At 40.5% G+C, this 19,340-nt stretch carries 18 protein-coding genes and 1 pseudogene; 12 read left to right on the top strand and 7 right to left on the bottom strand.

Going from position 1 to position 19,340, the window contains the following annotated elements; translation table 11 throughout:
- Window positions 1-8: 8 nt before the first annotated feature.
- Window positions 9-1,322 (bottom strand): type VI secretion system ImpA family N-terminal domain-containing protein, encoded by a 1,314-nt coding sequence (locus AB6E51_RS19615; protein WP_102333586.1) that lies wholly within the window; start codon window positions 1,320-1,322, stop codon window positions 9-11.
- 658 nt (window positions 1,323-1,980) lie between these two features.
- On the opposite strand from AB6E51_RS19615, the gene AB6E51_RS19620 reads away from it, so the two are divergent.
- The 8 genes from AB6E51_RS19620 to AB6E51_RS19655 all read left to right on the top strand — a co-directional run bounded on the left by AB6E51_RS19620 (window position 1,981) and on the right by AB6E51_RS19655 (window position 9,651).
- On the top strand, window positions 1,981-2,586 hold the full coding sequence (locus AB6E51_RS19620; protein ID WP_102333587.1) for a hypothetical protein: 606 nt from the start codon (window positions 1,981-1,983) through the stop codon (window positions 2,584-2,586).
- A gap of 9 nt (window positions 2,587-2,595) precedes the next feature.
- On the top strand, window positions 2,596-4,092 hold the full coding sequence (locus AB6E51_RS19625; protein WP_372058369.1) for an FHA domain-containing protein: 1,497 nt from the start codon (window positions 2,596-2,598) through the stop codon (window positions 4,090-4,092).
- Complete coding sequence (gene tssJ / locus AB6E51_RS19630) at window positions 4,085-4,585, top strand: type VI secretion system lipoprotein TssJ (RefSeq protein ID WP_372058368.1); 501 nt, start codon at window positions 4,085-4,087, stop codon at window positions 4,583-4,585. Before AB6E51_RS19625 ends, tssJ begins: the two co-directional genes overlap by 8 nt.
- A gap of 11 nt (window positions 4,586-4,596) precedes the next feature.
- Window positions 4,597-5,922, top strand: a complete 1,326-nt coding sequence (tssK, locus tag AB6E51_RS19635; RefSeq protein WP_017062572.1) for a type VI secretion system baseplate subunit TssK — start codon at window positions 4,597-4,599, stop codon at window positions 5,920-5,922.
- Window positions 5,919-6,710, top strand: coding sequence for a type IVB secretion system protein IcmH/DotU (gene icmH, locus AB6E51_RS19640; RefSeq protein ID WP_017062571.1), 792 nt, complete (start codon window positions 5,919-5,921; stop codon window positions 6,708-6,710). Before tssK ends, icmH begins: the two co-directional genes overlap by 4 nt.
- A 148-nt stretch (window positions 6,711-6,858) precedes the next feature.
- A complete protein-coding gene (locus AB6E51_RS19645) occupies window positions 6,859-8,373 on the top strand; it encodes a PAAR-like domain-containing protein (RefSeq protein WP_372058366.1) in 1,515 nt (504 codons plus the stop codon).
- Window positions 8,374-8,378: 5 nt separating this feature from the next.
- On the top strand, window positions 8,379-9,128 hold the full coding sequence (locus AB6E51_RS19650; protein WP_372058365.1) for an AHH domain-containing protein: 750 nt from the start codon (window positions 8,379-8,381) through the stop codon (window positions 9,126-9,128).
- On the top strand, window positions 9,121-9,651 hold the full coding sequence (locus AB6E51_RS19655) for a hypothetical protein (RefSeq protein ID WP_372058364.1): 531 nt from the start codon (window positions 9,121-9,123) through the stop codon (window positions 9,649-9,651). The genes AB6E51_RS19650 and AB6E51_RS19655 overlap by 8 nt, the downstream gene beginning before the upstream one ends.
- 1 nt (window position 9,652) lies before the next feature.
- On the opposite strand, the gene AB6E51_RS19660 is transcribed toward AB6E51_RS19655, so the two are convergent.
- Window positions 9,653-10,123 (bottom strand): hypothetical protein, encoded by a 471-nt coding sequence (locus AB6E51_RS19660; protein WP_372058363.1) that lies wholly within the window; start codon window positions 10,121-10,123, stop codon window positions 9,653-9,655.
- A gap of 139 nt (window positions 10,124-10,262) precedes the next feature.
- On the opposite strand from AB6E51_RS19660, the gene AB6E51_RS19665 reads away from it, so the two are divergent.
- Window positions 10,263-10,754: a hypothetical protein gene (locus AB6E51_RS19665; RefSeq protein ID WP_372058361.1), complete on the top strand. Its 492-nt coding sequence runs from the start codon at window positions 10,263-10,265 to the stop codon at window positions 10,752-10,754.
- Between the two features lie 77 nt (window positions 10,755-10,831).
- Here the strand turns inward: AB6E51_RS19665 and AB6E51_RS19670 are convergent, their stop codons facing one another.
- Window positions 10,832-11,956, bottom strand: coding sequence for a DUF1254 domain-containing protein (locus AB6E51_RS19670; protein ID WP_372058360.1), 1,125 nt, complete (start codon window positions 11,954-11,956; stop codon window positions 10,832-10,834).
- Window positions 11,957-12,078: 122 nt separating this feature from the next.
- Between AB6E51_RS19670 and AB6E51_RS19675 the strand changes: the two genes are divergently transcribed.
- Complete coding sequence (locus AB6E51_RS19675; RefSeq protein ID WP_372058359.1) at window positions 12,079-12,999, top strand: LysR family transcriptional regulator; 921 nt, start codon at window positions 12,079-12,081, stop codon at window positions 12,997-12,999.
- An 83-nt stretch (window positions 13,000-13,082) separates the two neighbouring features.
- Here AB6E51_RS19675 and AB6E51_RS19680 read toward each other — a convergent pair.
- The 4 genes and pseudogenes from AB6E51_RS19680 to AB6E51_RS19695 form a co-directional block, all read right to left on the bottom strand.
- Window positions 13,083-13,601: pseudogene (locus tag AB6E51_RS19680) on the bottom strand (IS5 family transposase); the annotation flags it as partial.
- Between the two features lie 119 nt (window positions 13,602-13,720).
- Complete coding sequence (locus AB6E51_RS19685; protein WP_017064539.1) at window positions 13,721-14,038, bottom strand: cytochrome c; 318 nt, start codon at window positions 14,036-14,038, stop codon at window positions 13,721-13,723.
- A gap of 89 nt (window positions 14,039-14,127) precedes the next feature.
- A complete protein-coding gene (gene ltaE, locus AB6E51_RS19690; protein ID WP_372058358.1) occupies window positions 14,128-15,132 on the bottom strand; it encodes a low-specificity L-threonine aldolase in 1,005 nt (334 codons plus the stop codon).
- A gap of 39 nt (window positions 15,133-15,171) precedes the next feature.
- Entirely contained in the window at window positions 15,172-15,687 is a 516-nt protein-coding gene (locus tag AB6E51_RS19695; RefSeq protein ID WP_017062564.1) for an NUDIX hydrolase, read from the bottom strand.
- A 288-nt stretch (window positions 15,688-15,975) separates the two neighbouring features.
- Here AB6E51_RS19695 and AB6E51_RS19700 point away from each other — a divergent pair, with 288 nt between their 5' ends.
- Window positions 15,976-17,631 carry an ATPase RavA domain-containing protein gene (locus AB6E51_RS19700; protein WP_017067123.1) on the top strand — a complete coding sequence of 552 codons (1,656 nt, stop codon included), beginning with the start codon at window positions 15,976-15,978 and terminating at the stop codon, window positions 17,629-17,631.
- An 11-nt stretch (window positions 17,632-17,642) separates the two neighbouring features.
- Window positions 17,643-19,088 carry an ATPase RavA stimulator ViaA gene (gene viaA / locus AB6E51_RS19705; protein ID WP_372058357.1) on the top strand — a complete coding sequence of 482 codons (1,446 nt, stop codon included), beginning with the start codon at window positions 17,643-17,645 and terminating at the stop codon, window positions 19,086-19,088.
- Window positions 19,089-19,340: the final 252 nt, after the last annotated feature.

Below are 19,340 nucleotides of genomic sequence, written 5' to 3' on the forward strand. Positions count from 1 at the left end.
TATGAGTTTTACGGTTTATTTGCTGACAGATCTGATTCTAAGGTTTTTATTTTGTGTAAATAGACGTTCAGTATCCGAAGAGATTTCTGTAGTTCTTTTTGTTGTTGTTCTTTTTCTGCATATTCAATGCGGCCAATCAATGGAAAAAGAGAGTTACTGTACTCATAAGCTCGTGCTGTCTTTTTACTTTCACTTCCTCTAATTACATTCGCAAATACAGTCCTGGCGTTAGAAAAGCGTCGGTGAAGTTGGGCGTAATCTGTGTTTAACTTTTCTTGTTCATTGGTGAACTCTTGGCGTAATCGTAGAATAGAAGACGAGTCCGGATACAGCTTGGTCAAATCAAGCGTCAATCGGTCTAAAATATCGATCTGATACACTTTGATTGGATCGGCAACCCAACCTTTCATTAGTGTGTCTAATTGGTTTACGACATTAGGTCTAACATCTTGAGAAATAGGAGCATATTCATATCTTAATGAATGTGCTATTTCATTAAGTTGTGAGATATCAGATGTGATGATTTGTTTAGTCAGATCTTTTAGTTGGTATTGCTTATAAAAGAAGTGAGAGGACAATGCTAAAGCAAGAAATCCGGCTAACAGGTAGACGACTAAATACTTAGAGGGTGTTTTATCGTCGACTTTCGATGTTGTTGCAGATTGCTTATTTGACACATCAATTTTAATGGTTGATGGTTGAGCCACTGGTGTTGGTTGTTTATTTTCTTCTGGAGCTCGGTACTTTCGTTGATTCTCTGCTTCGCGCAGGTTTGCTTCGGTCTCTTTATGTTCATCAACCCATTGCTTTAAGATTCGACGTACCCCACCCAATGAAGGTGCTTTTATACCGTAATGTAGTCTTAGTTCTTCTTCAATTCTCATACATAAGCGATGGCAAGTTTCGATCAGCAGTACGTCGTCGGGGTTTGTTTTAATCGACTTTATTCGTTTTTCTGTGTGTTCAACCATCCAGTCTATCGCCCCAATCCTTGCGTTTGATTTTGTAACTTCTGGATATGCGGTAAACCAATAAACGACGCATAAGTCCAGAATAGAACTGAGTCCTTCAGCTAAACCTTTTAAGCCATCATTATGTGTTGCTGCGACAGTAAAGTAGCAACTACAACGGAAATCTTTGCTGTTTTTCGAAAGTATCGTTTTTGAAAGAGACTGAACCTTTTTCCAAGAGACTCTCCCTGTCACCTTATTAAGGTTATTAATTTGACGTTTTATCTCTGTAAAATCATCTAATGCGTTTGGGTTAGTTCCGCTAGGCTTTTCTTCGTCAATAGGCCGTCTTGTGAAATCTGAGGAGAACATAATCTTGATATCCAACTGTATATATAACGAAATCGAAATTTAGCGATAACTAATAAATTTAGCCTCGCTTGTTTTTTATTTATATTCCCGAATTCAACTCCGAACTGCGACATTCTTAATTTTAGCACTATGTGACGTTATTCACAAAAAGATCAAAAAATGTAACAATTTACGACTAGGCTTTATAAAATTTCAGTGATGAAGGTCACATTTATGGTCTTTTTGGGGAGAAATAATATGAATCTAACTATTCCTACGTGTGGTGCTTTATTGATTAATAATTACTCTTGTCAATGATTGCATAAATATTAACTAACACTAAATTAGAAAAATGCTTTAAATGATTATGCCATAGGTTAAAGATAAAAAAGTGGCATTTTAGGTTTTTTGAATTTTGTAAATGCTAATTTTCTTGTATTGAACAACCTTCTTTCTTTGGATGGTTGTTGGTCGTTTGATTTTTCAATTATTGATAGTTTTGATTTTATAAATGAATTTTATTTGTAATTATTCGTAATGCATTTTCTTGTAGATATATCGTTTTTTTTGCTAGTTATAATGTCGTAAATGGCGGGTGTGACCGTCTCCTTATTGTAAAAGACATAATACTTGCTATCTTGCGCATCTAGTTAATATATGGATGAACTCAGAGGGAAGCATGCGAAACCTAAGTCAAATCGGTCTAATATCCACAATGTGTCTTTTTTCGTCCATCGCAATCGCGAAGGGTGAAAGATATGGTGGTTCAGTAAATATGCTGAGCATAGACACTATAGAATATGATGAAGGGCCGAGTGGACAAGTAGATGCTCTACGTTACGGGTTCGTCCATACACGTCCAATTGATGAAAGTAACAACCGATGGCGTTGGTGGTTAGGGTTCAATTATTTAGCAGAAGATGATATCGAAGCTCCAAAGAATGGCGTTTATAACGAGGTAACCAATTACGAATTTCGTATTGTGCCTCAGTATGCTTTAGGTAGCTGGTCGGTGTTCACACCTTATATAGGTGCAGGCTTGTCTTTAGGTTACTCGCAATACTCAAACCGTTGGAAAGTTGACGACCAAGGCTTTCGTTACGGCGAACAACTTGAAGATATCGATCAATTTGAAGCTGGCGCTGTTGTGACTTTTGGTAGTGTGATCAAGTTAGGAAGTAACCCAGACGCTCATTTACAAATAATCCCGCAAGCTTCATACATCTTACCTTTTTATAACGAAGGTCTAGGTGGTGTCGAGTTTAGTGTTTCTCTTCTGTTTTAAAGGCTATTCATGCGTATAAATCAATTGGTTTTGGTGATCTCGAAGTGCCCTGAAGAATATGTTGGAGCTAAAAGTATCGAGATGCCTGAAGAAGGTGGATCTCTAGGGCGAGAAGCAGGTTGTACAGTGACTTTAACGGATCACAACCGATTCATATCTGGTACGCACTGTCTATTGAGTATATATGGAGACACTTATTACATTAGTGATGTGAGTACAAATGGCACATTGGTTAATGGTAATAAGATCCTAAAGAATCAACCAGTTTCGTTGTGCGATGGTGACAGAGTTTCTCTCGGACAATATGAAGTGAGTATTTCTCTTGAGTTGGTAACGACTTCATACGACATAGCTTCTGAAATAGCGCCAGAAAGAGATTCAACAGACCCTTTAATGAACTTGGAAGAATCCGTTGTTGAGGAAGAAGCAGAGACAGGCGCGCTTGAAGATCTCTTCATGGAAACGAAACCTGATGGAGTAGATACTCATGATCCCGTCGAGCACTTAAAATTCTCAATGCAGAGAGATGATGATTATTTGGTCCGAGACGAAAGTAACAAAAAAAATCTTATGAAGTCATCGATAGAACCACAAAGGCAAGTTGTTGATGACAGTTTAAGCATCCATTCTGAGTTCGACCTCCCTAGTCTGATTCCTGAAGATTGGATGGGGATGGAAGAAGAACAGCAGGCGAACCTGAATGCTCAAGACATCGCTGATGATCAAACTAAGATACCGAACCGTTTAAAACCAACAAACATTGAAGGTACCGATTTTAAGTCAGATACGCTTACCGGCAGTTCAGATGTTCCCAAGCGTAAACCGACAAAAGTACCGCCTGTTACTATTATCCCTAATTCCGCAAATATACAAAGCCACAAGTGGGAAGAGGTGACACAAGAGTTTGTCCCTCATACCGAACCACAAGAGCAGCCTGTTGAAAGTGAGAGTAGAACTCAGAGTAATACCGCATTGAGTGAAACTTCTTACGAACATGAAAATGTAACACATGCATTCTTTGAAGGACTGGGTGTTGATTTAGAGTCTGACACGAAACATGACGCTTTATTTTTTAAACAAATGGGCGCTTGTTTGCGATTGTGTATCGATAATTTGTACAAAGATTTACAGAGTGTTGAAGAGCTTACTGACGAAAGCTCCTTTGCTCACAATGATCTTAGCCTAACTACATTGATGTTAACGCTAAATAGTCAAAATCTATTGGCTCCAAATGAGCTAATTGAACAGATACTGGATGAACTTAGCGAGCACGATACCTTATATGCGAAGGCAATTAACGATTTGGTATTGGAGCAACTAAAAGTGAATGATCCTCAGCAGTTTGCAAACACTTTAAGCCAGGAAACGCGCTTCCTTAGTAAGTCAAAGCTATGGCAAAAGTACAGCGAACATTATGAGCAGAATACTCGACAATTCAATGAGTCGACATTTAAAGCGTTGATGAAAGACAGATACAGTAAGGTTGCAAAAGCTGATCATGCGTAAACTTATAATCCCCATTACCTTGTTTCTATTATCAGGTTGTTCTATGTGGGAGCAGTTCAAAGAGTCCTCAGGGATAACTCCTGAGACTTCTTCGATTGAACTTGTTATCGAAGCTTCAGAACACCTCAATGTTCGTGACCAAGGTCAATCGTCCCCAGTAATTCTGAGAGTTCACGAATTAACGTCTCCAGTTATGTTCCGTAGTTTGGACTTCTTCGCTTTGTTCGAAAATGATAAGGCCTCCTTGGGGGATGAATACATTAAACGGTACGAATATCAGCTGCAACCAGGAGACAAGTTGCACGAGATTCTAGAGTTAGACCCAACAACTAGAGCATTGGGTTTTTCTGTCGCATTCCGCGATATCAATGGCTCGTCTTGGCGGAAGGTTGAAGTGATCGAAGAAAAAAGTGAGTACTTTCTGAGATTAAAAGTAGAGGGTAGTGAATTATCTTCGAACAATACTCGCGGTATTGAACAGACGTATTTTTAAGGAACTGACGAATGTCTTTATATAACCCAGTTGTTTGGCAAGATGGTATGTTCATGAAGCCTCAACACTTTCAGCAACTCGATAGGTCTCAAGGCAAGTTATCTAACATGCTTAGCTCTAATAGCTCTCCCTTACACTGGGGAGTGAAAAAAATTGAGATTAACACTGAGCTACTGGCACTTGGCAAAATCGGGATCACACGAGCAGAAGGTATCTTACAAGACCGTACTCCATTTGATTTACCGCTTCTTGCTGAGCTTCCAGAAGTAAGAGATGTTGACCCTTCTATTGCGGATAAAGTGGTGTATTTATGCTGTCCACTGCCATCAGAACGATCTGAACTCTTTGGCGGAAATGGAGACGGTGCTCGCTATAACATGGAAACCCAAGAAGCCGTAGATGCATGTTATGAATCAGAAGATATGGCAAGTATTGTGGTGGGTAAGCTTAACTTTTTCTTAATGTACGATCATGAAGATAAGAGCGCATATACATCAATTCCCATTTTGAAAATTTCGGAAGTGAAGCCAGACGGAAGCATCATTCTGGATGACAACTATATTCCGACGTGCATTGATATTCACGCATCTACAGTTTTGAGCAAGTTCGCGACGGAATTCGCGTCAATGCTTAAACACAGAGCCGAATCGATTGTTCAGCGTTTAGGCGTGGTTGACCAACAGGGCGTGTCATCTGTTGCTGATTTTATGTTGTTACAAGCTTTGAATCGTTATGAGCCGTTGTTCTGGCATTTTGCAAGTGTTGAAGGCGTTCACCCAGAGTCATTTTATCGGATCCTGTTACAAGCGGAAGGTGAATTATCTACACTGTGTTCCGCATCTCGTAGACCACAAGAGTTTACAAAATACAACCATAGCCAACTGACCGATTGTTTATCTCGTACGCTTGATAGCGCGAAAATGACATTAAGTGTTATGTCAGAACAACGTGCAATACCTTTAACATTGAGAGAGCAAAGCTATGGAATTCGAACTGCAGCAATTCCAGACAGTAAAATTGTCGAATCTACGACGTTTATTCTTGCTGTTAAAGCAGACGTACCGCTTGATATTTTACATACACAATTTGTGAGCCAAACTAAGATTGGTTCGATCGACAATATTCGCGATCTAATCAACTTACAATTGCCGGGCATTGAAATGAAACCAATGCCAGTCGTACCTAGAGCGTTGCCTTATCATGCTGGCTATACCTATTTTGAGCTTGATAAAGCGAGTGACGAATGGAATGCATTGAATAACACGGCAGCAATCGCTGTCCATATTGCTGGCGACTTCGCGAACTTATCACTACAGCTTTGGGCTGTACGTTTATGAGTTACGCCGAAAACGACGTCACCGTAGTACTATTTCAACCAGAACCAGGCAAACCAATGGAGGTTATGCCTGCACCTGATTTATCTAGAAATATTGCGGTAAGAGACCTAAACGTCGAGAGCATGGGGGTTAACCCGTTGGTCGATCAGTTTACCTGGTTAATAGCCAGTCTCTCATGTATGTCTTCGATTCCTTGGTTGGACGATCCTGGCCCTTTTAGAGAACAAGTTGCGCGAGAAATTCGCAAAGGTGAACGAAAGCTCAATGAAATGGAGTTGGATCGGGCATCAATATTAGTCATACGCTATTGCTTATGTGCTGCAATAGATGAATCTGTGTGTAGGCAAGAGTGGGGGGCAAACAGCCATTGGAGTACCAATAGCTTATTGTCGGAGTTCCATAACGAAACATCGGGTGGCGATAAGTTTTTTACTATTTTAGAGCGCTTGAAAGCTGATCCACGAAAATACAGACACGTTATCGAATTCCTTTATTTATTGCTTCAACTTGGGTTCAAAGGCAAGTACGGCCGAGAAGAGCGTGGTAACGAAAAGCTTTCAGAGATAGGAAACACAATTTATCGCTTAGTCCGAGACGAGCGTTTAGCCGAACAGGAAAAAGTAACGTTAGTTAACTTAAAGGCGAAGTATTTAAAGAAACCGCTCAAACGCGTTATTTCCCCTAAGTTGATTATTGGCGTCAGTACTGTGATCTTTGGTGTTATGTATGCCGCGACTTACTTGGTCATTGACCTAAAATTTCAGCAGTTACTGGATGTTTATCAATAGCATTAGATTTAATTGTGAGATCTTCTGTCCGTTTTTAAAAATAGACTCGAAGTAACAGTCTCATCCTTCATTTTCACTGCGTACTTAGAGAGATTGCAGCCTGCGATCTCTTTTATCATACATCTATTGGAATTTAATTGGATTTACTATGGGCGTAACAGTTTGTGCGAATGGACTCAGCGTAGTTCATCAAGGCTCAGGAGGAGAAGCGAACGCAACACTCCCTGATGTTTGTTTAACAACAGTCGGCAAACCTGTTGTTCCTATCCCTTATGGTAACAATGCAAAGTCTGCCGATTTAGCGGGAGGCACCACGACTGTCTCTATGGATGGCGGTAACAGCATTGCTATTAAAGGCAGTAAATTCAGCGCCAGTACTGGTGATGCCGGTGGTGATAAAAAGGGCGTAGCTTCTGGCACTATTGAAGCCGAGGCCGAATTCATATCAGCTTCTCCTACCGTTAAGTTCGAAGGTGTCGGTGTATGCCGCCTTTCTGATCAAATGACCATGAATAAAGCCAACACCATGTGTTTAGGCGGTGCTCAAAACCCTTCGGTTTCTGTGACAGAAGAGCAAGAAGGGACGTATACGGTAGACCTGTTTCTTTCTTATTCTGATGGAGAACCTGTTCAAGGGGCTACATATAAACTGATTGATCAAACCGGCGCTTCCTTTGAAGGTACATTAGATAATGTAGGCAAAGCTTCGGTGAGTGGGGTTGCACCTGGTGAATTTAACATTGACTATGGTGAAGATAGTCGCGAATTCATGCCAAACATCCCAACTAAAACTAACCCTAATTTCAACCCAAATGCGAATGCTCAATTAATTATTGAAGAAGCAAAGCGAGGCGAGGTTGGTTTTTGGGAAAACTCCTGGAAGAGAATGTCTGGCGCTGCCAGCTGGGTCTGGGGAGTAATTTTAGGTGACTTTAATGATGATGCATCGGTAGAGCAAATCATTGCAAACACAGCGCTGACAATGATCCCCGTCGTAGACCAAGCAGCAGATGTACGAGACCTTTCAGCAAATATCATGACACTATTAAGTGAAGAAGAACGAGATAAGCCAGAAAATTGGTTGGCACTGTCTTTGACTTTGATTGGCTGTATTCCAACGTTTGGTAGTGCAGTTAAAGGTACATGTAAAGTCGCTTTGAAAGGCGGGAAGGGTACATCAAAAGACACATTACTTGCGGTACTGCGTGGGATGGGTAAAGGTGACCCGGAAAAGTTCTTACGTACCCTAAAATGGGTTGATTACGCCAAACAGGCTAGCAACATTGTATCGGATGTTCTAAAACCCTGTATTGAAGTGGCCACCGAGTTGGCTTCATACGCCAACAGAATGGGTGCGGATGAACTAGCAGAATACTTCTTAAAATTGGTCGACGAAGTGAAAATCATCGATAAGATGGTGCCAGACAAATTAAAAGAAGCGATGGGCGAGTTTGAAAAACTTTTTGCTCGAATCTTAGATAAGGGCGAGAAAACCTATCCAGCAAAAGTAAAACACAACACAGGTGAGTCTGCTCAGTCAGGAAAGAACTCTGCAAAGGCGAATGAAGAAAAAGATAAAAACTCTGGCCGATGTAAAATATGTAATAAGGAAATAGGAAAACTTAAAACACAGTGTATCGGACATAAATTAATAAAGGCATAAATATTATGGGTAAATGGAATAAACTGACGATAAGTAATCTTAGTCGACATCCTAAAAAGGCTGTGGGATTTAGGTCGTTTAGTGAAAACTGGGCTCCTATTTGTGAAATGTTTGGAAATTCAATTCATTCTCACCCATGGATTACCAACTCTACAAACAAAGATTTGTCTGTAAAAGTCTTGGCTCCCCATCATATAGTTTCTATATCATCTCTAAACTATATAAATAAAAATTACAAGAAGATATTAAGCAGATCTCTATATAATGTTAATCATCCGAAGAATATACTGTTGCTACCTGCACAAATAGAAGCAATGGCTTGCGAGTTGAGAGTTCCTTATCATATTGGTAATCACCGAGAATGGGGTACAGTCGATGCTCTAATTCCTAAAGAAAATGTAAAAAAAATAGAAGAAAAAAATAGAGGTACAGATATTGCTGGGGGATATCACTTTTTAGTCAGTGGCAAGGTTAGAAAGGAAATTAAGAAAATAATGAAAAAATGCAAAGATTATAAATGTCAAGAAATAGTTGATGCAATAGATAATTTATCAAAAACAATTTCTAATGATATTACAGCCGGTAGCATCAAGTTAAATAAGAATGGTGCGGACTTTTTGGACGATGGATTAGGTTGTGGAAGGGAGAAATGTAATAGTGAGAGAAACCATAATTTTTACGTCTCTCCTCACACTATAAAACAATTGGCCATGACTGGAACTAGACTAAAAACGGCGTACGAAATCTATGGTTAAAGAGTTATTTGAAGTTACAGAAAACTACATTACAAGTGATTTCCATTTTCAAGAGTCCGATCAAAGAACTTTTCAACTAGTGTACGATGAAATTACTTCATATAATAACAAGTTGGTTATCTATTCTACTTCTGAGATAAATGATTACAAGATGAAAAGCATCTATCGTTATGCTGATGGTTTTATTGTTAATGATGAAAGTGCCAGAATTCTGGCCTCTTTAGATATTTATAATCTATCAATTACACCTATATTAATTAAGGATAGGAAAAGAGTTGTTGAGAACTACTTTTATATGAAGGTTCACTCCATAATAAATTGTATAGATAATGAGAATTCAATATTTTATAGAGAAGGCGATGCATTCTCATTACAAAGTATAACTATCTTGTCAAACCGAATAAGCGAAAAGGATAGGATATTCTTCATTGATGATGATTATTCTATCTTGATGGATAAGGAGATTGTATCTGTTCTCCTTAAAAGCAATGACCTAGTGGTAAATAGCGTGTGTTTGAATTAACTTACATAGTCATGTTTTCTATGCTTTCATTGGTTTTCATAGATGAGTTTTTGATATCTAACAAGCTAGGTTTAGTCAGCGATGGAGAGTCAGCGTTGCTAAATGAAGGAGTTATATAATACTCATAAATTCCATCATCTTGTTGCATTGTAATTATGTTTTCTTTTAACGTTATAGTACTATTTTGATCAAACTCTAAGGTGAATATACTATTTATGATTAAATAATCTTCAAATTCGCTGACAGCACAACTAATGACATTAAAGTGCTCTGTAATATAACCATCAATCATGTCAATTAAGTCGAATTTAGGTATGTCTGACTGGTTTGGAGTGAGCTTAACGTAAGGAGTAACAACCTGTTCATCTGTTAGTTTAAGATCAAGATACTGTTCATCTAAAAAATAGTCTTGTATATGAGATTTTATTATTTTGTACTCAACTTCGAATTTAAAACACTTTACTTTAATCATGATTTATTTCCTATGGTGGTTTATAAGATATTTAATCATTTTTAAGGTTAAAATGGAAGCGTTTGCTGGCACCGTATAAATTTTTAAGACCAGTTAGTTTTCAACGATAAGCCGCTTCACTAAGTTTAGGAAATAAATTATGAAAGAAAATTATGTTATTTTAACGAAGCAGGCGTTAACTAACTTCCCATTCCAACAAAGCCCCAAGCCAATAGTGCCAGTAGAGCCTGATTTACTGCTTGAAATGACGTTTTCTCCAAAGCTATTTATCATCAGCGATGTTGCATCAAAAGTGGAGAAACTGGTCATACACGGAGTAGAGTGGTTAGACGCGCGCGTGGATTGTTCTCCAAGCCAACCAACAGATGATCAAATTAAAGTTTACGAAGACTATCGAGTGCCTTATATCCATCAAACTTATAAATTGACGGATAAAGAAAAACAATACGGCAAGTTGAACTGGTTAGACATTGAGTCAACGGAGTTTGATTTTTCTAAGTTTGAGAATATTCCACTAGAAGAAAGGCTGATCTTCAAACTAGAAGAAGATTATGGTTTGGTTTTTATTCACCAAAGCGTGATTGATTTACTTAAGCAACATGTTAATGATGTTTGGGTTCGAGATGTATAAAATGAAAGCGCCTGAGGCGCTTTTTTTTAAGTCATACTGGTTACGTTAACTTCTGATACATAGCAATAGTTAAGCACTTAGATCTTTTCAATCTCGGGCAGGGTGTATACCTTCATTGATTCAACGTTAGGTTGATAGACACGTAATAAGAAAGACCAGTTGTCTTTAGGGGTGTAAGCAAAGTTTACGTTATTACCATCCGCATGTTTTTTACAGTCTAAACCACCGAATACCACCGTGAATGTACCGTCTTCGTTTTGCGTCAGTCCTTGATTGGTCGAAACGATGTTATTCTCGTTCGACATGAGATAACCTTTTGAATCGTAGACAGTGATTGAGTAATAACCTAGGTCTCTAGCTAATTTAGGTGCTTCGTATGTCGCTTGGTAACATTGTTCACCTTTGGCATTCTCTAGTGCGTAAGGTGCATACATTGCGGTGTCAGCTGTCGATAGGCCGAACGCTCCAGCAATTGTGTAAGTAGTCTTTTCCCAGTCAGTCACATCTTGCGCTCGGTATTGAACTGTATCGTATGTGTCATTTAACTTATCGTATTCAGGCATTAATGCAGTACGAACTGCTTCCATAGCCTCAGTGTTTGGCTTTGGCAATCCTTCAAGATCTTGACCACCACCGATAATTTTCACTTTCGGCTGAAGCTCTTCTGTAATCCGTTTAACGTTTTGTTTTGTTCCATCTGTCGCAAAACGCAAGCCTATCAGCACATATTTTGTATCGAACATTTCAGGAGTGAACTCGTAAGTTCCTGCGCCAACCTTATAAAATGGTTGAGTGTGGTTCATATCTTGAAGGTGAAGTGTAACCAATTTCCCATCGTTCTCAGGTACAACGACTGTAAATGGTTTGGAGGTATCGATAACGCCCATTGAGTACAAGTGATCAATGGATGGTGATACAACCCAACGAGTGTCTTTGTTCGCCAGTTCTTTGAAGTGATGAAGGTTGTTTAAGCCTAACTTAAAGTTGCGAGCAAAATTGTCAGCAAACCAAATGCCTTCTTGGTTTATGTACTCATGCACCGTCATACCATGATCTTCTGGGTTTACCGCCCACGAAGAAGAGTCAATGTTAGCAAAGACGTCTTCAATTGATTTATCTTCATTGTTAAAGCTGGTTGTGGACGTTCCTGCAACCGTAGAGAAAGACGTGACCACTAATAAAGAAAGTAGAGTTTTTTTCATTTTTAAATACCATATTCTGTTTTATTAAGTTGAGGTAATGGTAAGTAAAAGTTTGGTATTTATGAAATGACTATATAGAATCACAGGTATGACAAATATGTTATACCTGTGAGGTTGGTACTTTGAAAGCTGCGCTAAACAAGATCGATTTGAACCTACTTAAGGTTCTACATGTTTTGATAGAAGAGCAAAATGTTACCCATGCTGCGGAGCGACTTTTTCTTGCTCAGCCTTCTGTGAGTCGGAAGTTACGGAAACTTCGAGAGCAGCTTGATGATGAGCTCTTTGTTTCGACTCCACAAGGAATGAAACCTACCTACAGGTGTAATCAAATCGCAGAGTCACTCCCTGACTTAATTGCGCTGCTAGAGAAAACATTAACTCCGGTAAAGAAGTTCGACGCGTACAGCCACGCTGGGCATATTTCTTTGGCCATTAATCCGCTTTTAGGACAGTCATTGCCTCATATCTTGTTTCTATTCCTTGCCAAGCATGCGCCGAACGTGACATTTTCTTGCCACATATGGAACCAGAATACGCTTGATAATTTAGCGAAAGATAACATTCAGTTAGGCATTAATTACGACGTCCCAATAGGCAGCAAGGCCATATTGCATAAACATTTGGCCGAAGATCACTTTAAGTTGTATGCGAATAAATCCCATCCTATTCATCTGAAGAAGATTGTAGAATTTGAATATCTTTCAGAATGTCGATTTGCAATTGCACAGTTGGCTGAGTGGAATGAAAAAGAGGGGATGATGGAAAACATGTTGGTGCAAAGAGGATTGAATTATAACGAAGTCTTTCGTTCCGAAATAATCTCAAATGTCGCATCTGTGGCAGCGCAAACCGAGGCTCTATTTCCAACTTCAGAACTGTATATCGATAATACACATAACCTAGTTGAAGTTAGTCATGCGAGGCTCCCATCATTCAATAGCAAGCAGATTTTGCTTTATCAACACAAAAAAAGGGAGTCAGATCCTTTCTACTTGTGGCTACATGAAAACATAGTCCAGTTGGTTGATGGGTTAGGTTAGTTGTCCTCCTGGCAACTGTTTAACTCGATACATCGCTTTTTCTTAGAGTGAGCGCCATCACCAGGTACTTCAAGGATATTTCAACGAGTTTGTTTCAGTAAGTTCGGGGGTAATTCTCTATCTGTAACCGTTGATAAACTTAGCTCGGCGGCAACGAGCTCATGTGTGTTTGTATTGACTGCAATATGAAGCTTTCGCCAGACTCTACGCTTCCCATCCGTCCCGTGTTTTTTGACTTTCCATTCACATTCACCATAAACCTTAAGGCCAGTAGCATCGATGGCTAGGTGCCGTATTGCTCCTCTAGCTTTAGTCTTAAATGAGGCCTCAACTTGCTTGGCTCTAAGAATGATGTAGGTGTAATGCGGACAACTTAACGGCACATGGGCTAACCAAAATATCGAGACTACAAATCCTTGCAGCGCTGTCAGTGGCATAGAGAAAACTCGTTTCACCATGAGTGCTGTCGTGATAGCTAAATCATTGAACCGACATGGCCTAAACGCGCGCTTATTCTGTTTGCTCTGCGTCCACCCGACTATTGTCTCTTTATCAATCCAAAAGGTCAGAAAGCCTCGATTAATAAATGATTGGTTGTATTGTAACGAGGTTTAGGCACAGAGCTACGAGAGGGGGTGGGCGTAGCTGAACAGGTCGTAGGTTCTAGGTTTAGTTCGATTGAATTACACAACAAAGCCAACTCTCGATATGGAATAGAACGCTATCTAGATAATGAAGAATAATAGGCAGCAATATCTTTTAAATCTTGTTCAGAAAGTCGACTTAATTGAGCCTTCATCATGTCAGCGTAGGCACCTTCACGTTGGTCGTTCTTATACATTGTCATAGTATTGAACAAATAGAGGCGGTCTTGCCCTTTAAGGTCTGGGGAGTTTTTATTCGTGTTGTCGCCAGCAACTGAATGGCAAAAAACACAACTCGGGGATTTCAGTTTACCGAGTTCTGGATCACCAAAGTTGTCTGCGTGAAGTGTGAAAGAGAGGGAAGCAGTTAGTAAGATTAGATACTTGTTGTACACGTATATACTCCTGTGAAAACAAAAGTATAAAGCTTCCCCTTAGGGGAAGCTCAAGTATTAATAGCGATAGATGAGAACTTTGCTGAGAGTTACAGCGCTTTTTCTAATTCCGTTAGGAATCGAGCAATGTCTTCTGTACTAATATCACGGTGAGTAACAAAGCGAACAGGATTACCTGGTGACATAGTAATACCTTGTTCACCTAGCTCTCGTGCGATGCGGTTGATATCTACTGATTCATCTAATTTAGCAAACACAATGTTAGTTTGGATGAAATTAGGGTTAACAGAAAAGCCTTCTAGCTTGTTTAAACCAATCGCTAGATTTTTTGCATTGTCGTGGTCAGCTTTAAGTTGAGCCACGTTCTCCGTGAGCGCCATTTTCCCTGCTGCGGCAAGAATACCTGCCTGACGCATACCGCCACCCACCATTTTACGTAGGCGGCGTGCTTTGGCGATGTACTCTTTACTACCAAGAAGTAGTGAACCGATTGGAGCGCCTAAACCTTTCGATAAGCAAATCGTCATAGAATCGAAGTGTTGTGCGATCTCTTTAATGTGAACATCTAACGCGACTGCCGCATTGTAGACGCGCGCTCCATCTAGGTGCATTTGCAAGCCATGTTGGTTTACGAACTCACGAGCTTCCGCTAAATAAGACATTGGAAGTACTTTACCATTGATCGTGTTTTCTAAACTAAGCAGCTTAGTACGAGCAAAGTGGCTGTCGTCTGGCTTAATCGCAGCGGCAAGCTTTTTAAAGTCTAAAGTACCGTCTGGGTTATTCTCGATTGGTTGAGGTTGGATAGAACCAAGGACCGCAGCGCCGCCAGCTTCGTATTTGTAGTTGTGCGCCTGCTGGCCACACAGATATTCATCACCACGCTCACAATGCGCCATTAAGCCAAGAAGGTTGGCTTGTGTACCTGAAGAGGTAAACATTGCCGCTTCAAAGCCTGTCTCATTTGCTGCCCACTGTTCTAGTTCGTTGACGGTTGGGTCATCGCCATAAACATCATCGCCCACTTCTGCGTTTGCCATTGCGTCACGCATAGCTTGCGAAGGTTTAGTTACGGTATCAGAACGAAAGTCCATGTTTCTCTCCTAGAGTACTTTAGGTAGCCATATAATTGGCTATAGATGGCCACATAGTTGGGCTTTACTTAAACAAGCGATAGTTTTGGTATCAGTGATTTGATCGTGTCGTATTTTATCGTGCAGTTCTTCTAAACTCAGTTCGATCACTTCTATTACTTCATCGTCATCGCATTCAAAGCGGGTAGTGAGGCTTAAGTCTTTTGCGACAAACAGATGTTGTATCTCATCACAGAAGCCAGCCAAAGGGGTGACTTGCCCCAAGCTTTGAAAAGAAGTTGCACTGTAACCTGTTTCTTCTTCCAGTTCGCGTTGGGCACATTGAAGAGGTGTCTCATCTATTTCCATCGTGCCTGCGGGTAGTTCCAAAAGCCATTTCTTTAGAGAAGGGCGGAACTGGTTAATGAGGATGATTTTTCCAGACGAAGTGATAGGAAGAATAACTGCCGCGCCAGGGTGATTGATTGTTGTATGTTTTACCACGACGTTCGTAGGGAGCGTCACGTTCTCCTCTATGAGAGAAATACTTTTCCATTTATGGATAACTTTACTCATGCAGTCTGGCCACATTCCTTGCCAATTTTTCGTATAACGGAAGACGTGCACCACCATAACGTCTATGGTGTCGAAAATAAAAGAAAAATTAGGTTTCGTATTAGATTTAGTTTCACGCCGTTCGTGATGTTACTCTCATAATTGGAATCTATGATTGCGCCAAAATTACCGACGTAACCATCTGATATAAATGCAACTCAATAATAAAATGCACTTGTAACAAAGCGCTAACAAATGTATAAAAACAATTCTACACTCTCAACTGTTCAAAGATTTTCGGAGTAACGCATGAACCCTTCTATTTCTTCACATGCTGACAAGGCGCTACTCTCTGAAAGAATCAATAAATTAGCGCATGCTCTGTCTGATGGTGTCTACGAAAGAGAAGACACCATTAAGCTTTGTTTACTGGCTGCTTTGGCTGGTGAAAGCGTGTTTCTATTAGGCCCTCCGGGCATCGCAAAAAGCCTTATCGCGAAACGTCTCATTCAGGCTTTTGATAACAGCAGCTATTTCGAATATTTGATGACTCGTTTCTCTACTCCCGAGGAAGTGTTCGGCCCACTAAGTATCCAAGAATTAAAAGACAACGGTCGTTACGTAAGACTAACCGAAGGCTACCTACCAACTGCACAAGTCGTCTTCCTCGATGAGATCTGGAAAGCCGGCCCTGCAATCCTAAACACGCTACTTACTGTCGTTAACGAAAAGACTTTCAAAAACGGCAGTGATATTGAACGTGTACCGATGCGTCTACTAGTATCGGCATCCAACGAACTTCCAGATGAAGACAGCGGCTTGGAAGCACTTTATGACCGTATGTTGGTACGCGTGTTCGTGAACCGTATTCAAAACAAACAAAACTTCAAATCGATGCTGACGACGGGTACTTCTCAAGAAGCGGTAATTCCAAAAGGTTTGGCGATTACGGACATTGAATACCATCAATGGCAGAAAGAGCTCGATAAGCTGGAACTGACAGACAATTCGTTTGATAAGTTGTTTGAACTAAAAACCATGCTTGAAGAGACGGTTAAGAAGCAAGGCTCTGCTTCAGAGTCAGAATTGTATGTATCAGACAGACGCTGGAAGAAGGCCGTTAAACTATTGAAAGCGAGTGCGTTCTTTAGTGGTCGCGATAGCGTGAACCCTCTGGATATTATGCTTCTGCAAGATTGTTTGTGGCATAGCCCAGAATCACGTGATGTGGTTCGTAGCGTGGTGAAAGACTTTGCATTGAACCGAGCGTTTGATCAACAAGAGTCGAAAGCTCAAATTGAAATGTCTCGTGAAGAGTTAGAAGAGATTCAAGACGATGTTGAATCAACGTTGTCGGTGTCACTTTCTATGGAGTCAACCAGTGGCTTGTTGCGTAAAGATGTTTACCAGAATGACATCAAGAACGCGAAAATGTACAGCGTGGGCAGTGCTTACAATCTAGTGAAACTGGTTATGCTGCAAAGCAACATGTCGGTTTCTGAATCTGAGAAAGGCGATAGCCGTTGGGTATACGTAGCCAAAGACGATTTTGATCGTGTTCTTAAAGAAGGTCACGGTGATATTTACGGTTACGTAAACGAAAATAAAAACCTATGCCGTTTAAAACTCGACTTGGATGCATCAAACCAATTAGTGATTAAAGACATCGCCAATCGCTCTGTATTGGTGAGTGTGGTTACTACTGACGGTTTAGACCAAGAACTGTACAACAAGTGGTTGAGTGGCGCTGAGAAAGCCTTAGAACAGTTAACTGAAGCTGAATTCAAGTTAAAACGCGTTCGTACTGAATTCCATGATGCATTACCTCATAACTATATTGACCCTGATTTACCAAAAGCGATGGAAGCAAGTTTGCAATCGGTAACGCAAGATCTTGAAACCACGAAAGTGAAGAGTGCCAAGATCGCTCAGCGTATTAAGTTTATGAGCCAGTACTTCGAGTAAGAGGAGAGCATATGTTAGGAGCAGACGGCTTAAACCTCGCTTTGATGGTAGCTGATTCCGGAATCATTGATACCGCGATGAATGATCTCATCGCTCGTTCTCAAGTCATGATGGCTGCAGAGAACAAAGGTGTGAAAACATCAGTGAAAAACCACTTAGTCAAATGGCGCGGTAAAGTAAAAAAACGCGTCACCAAGGTGTGTGAAACTGATCGATTCCAAGAGGAAATCGCCCTTTATCAAGAAGTGATTTACTGGGATGAACCTCAGTTCTTTGATGAGATAGACAGTGTTATCAAAAAGCTCGAGTGGCACTCAGCGTTTTATCTACAAGCTCGACGCCTTATGGAGAACAACAAGGGTGTTTATAACGCGATGTTTCCACACTACTTTTGCGACCAATGGTACCAATCACTTTCTGATGCGATTAAACAAGCTCAAGTAACTGAACTTGAAACAAGCAAAGAAAAAGTCTTAGCCGATCTTTATCAGCGCATGGAAACCATGAAAAACATGGATAAAGTGACTGAGTCGGGTGATGAAGGCAGTGTAGGGCGCTTGTGGGACATGGCTTCTGCCAAATTAAGCAAAACAGACCTTACCATCATGAAACGTCATGCTGATTTCTTGAATAAGCACAAGGGCTTGCAAGAGATCGCTGAAAAGCTAGGCCGTATGGCTGGTGAGGAAGATGATCCTTCGCTACACAAAGCCCCTGTAGAAGAATTGCAGGTGGTTGAAGAGAAAAGCGATGAAGCGGTCGATGATATTGTCGGGATTCATGAAAGTGATGACCTTAACAAGATGCTGCCAAACGAAACCATGTTCTTAGCTTATCCTGAACTTGAGGTTATCTTTTACAAGCACTTGGCCGACAAGCGTTTACTGAGCTATCGCTCGCAAGGTAAATCACGCACGTTACGCAAAGTGAAGGCGCAAAAACCAGATAGCAAGAACATCGATATTGAAAAGGGCCCGTTTATAGTCTGTGTGGACGCTTCGGGTTCTATGAGTGGTTTCCCTGAGCAGTCTGCTAAAGCAATGGCTTATGCCTTAATGCAAATTGCTCTTGCAGAAGAGAGAGACTGTTATGTGATTCTTTTTTCTTCTGAGCAGATTACCTATGAGTTAACAAGGCAAGATGGCCTACGTGAAGCGAGCGACTTCTTAAGTTACTCATTCCACGGCGGTACGGATTTGGAACCTGTTCTCATGAAGTCGATTGACCTAATGACTGGTGATAAATACAAGAATGCCGATTTAATCGTACTTTCTGACTTTATTGCGCCGAAACAATCAGACGAAATGATTGCTCAGGTTGAAAAGTTGAAAGAACACAAAAACCGTTTCCATGCGGTTAGTCTTTCTAAGTATGGCAACCCTCAACTTATGACTATGTTTGACCACTGCTGGGCGTATCATCCGAGTCTTGTCGGTCGTTTTATGAAGAAGTGGTAGCGCTAGAACATCTTGTTTAACTCGATTTTGCTGTGTGTTTTTTGATTAAAGAGATCGAACATGCAGCAATTTGATTTAAATGTCAGCAAACGGAATTTAAATTCACTTTTTTGTTTGACTATCTCCCCTCAATCCGTAAAGTAGGCACCCGAACACAGCGGTGCGGCTTACTTAAGTCCCTAAAGTGTTGAATTAAAAAGGCGCCTTGGCAGAGTGGCTATGCAGCGGATTGCAAATCCGTGGACCTCGGTT

It is taken from the genome of Vibrio sp. 10N.247.311.47, from assembly GCF_041467535.1.
Classification (GTDB): domain Bacteria; phylum Pseudomonadota; class Gammaproteobacteria; order Enterobacterales; family Vibrionaceae; genus Vibrio; species Vibrio crassostreae_C.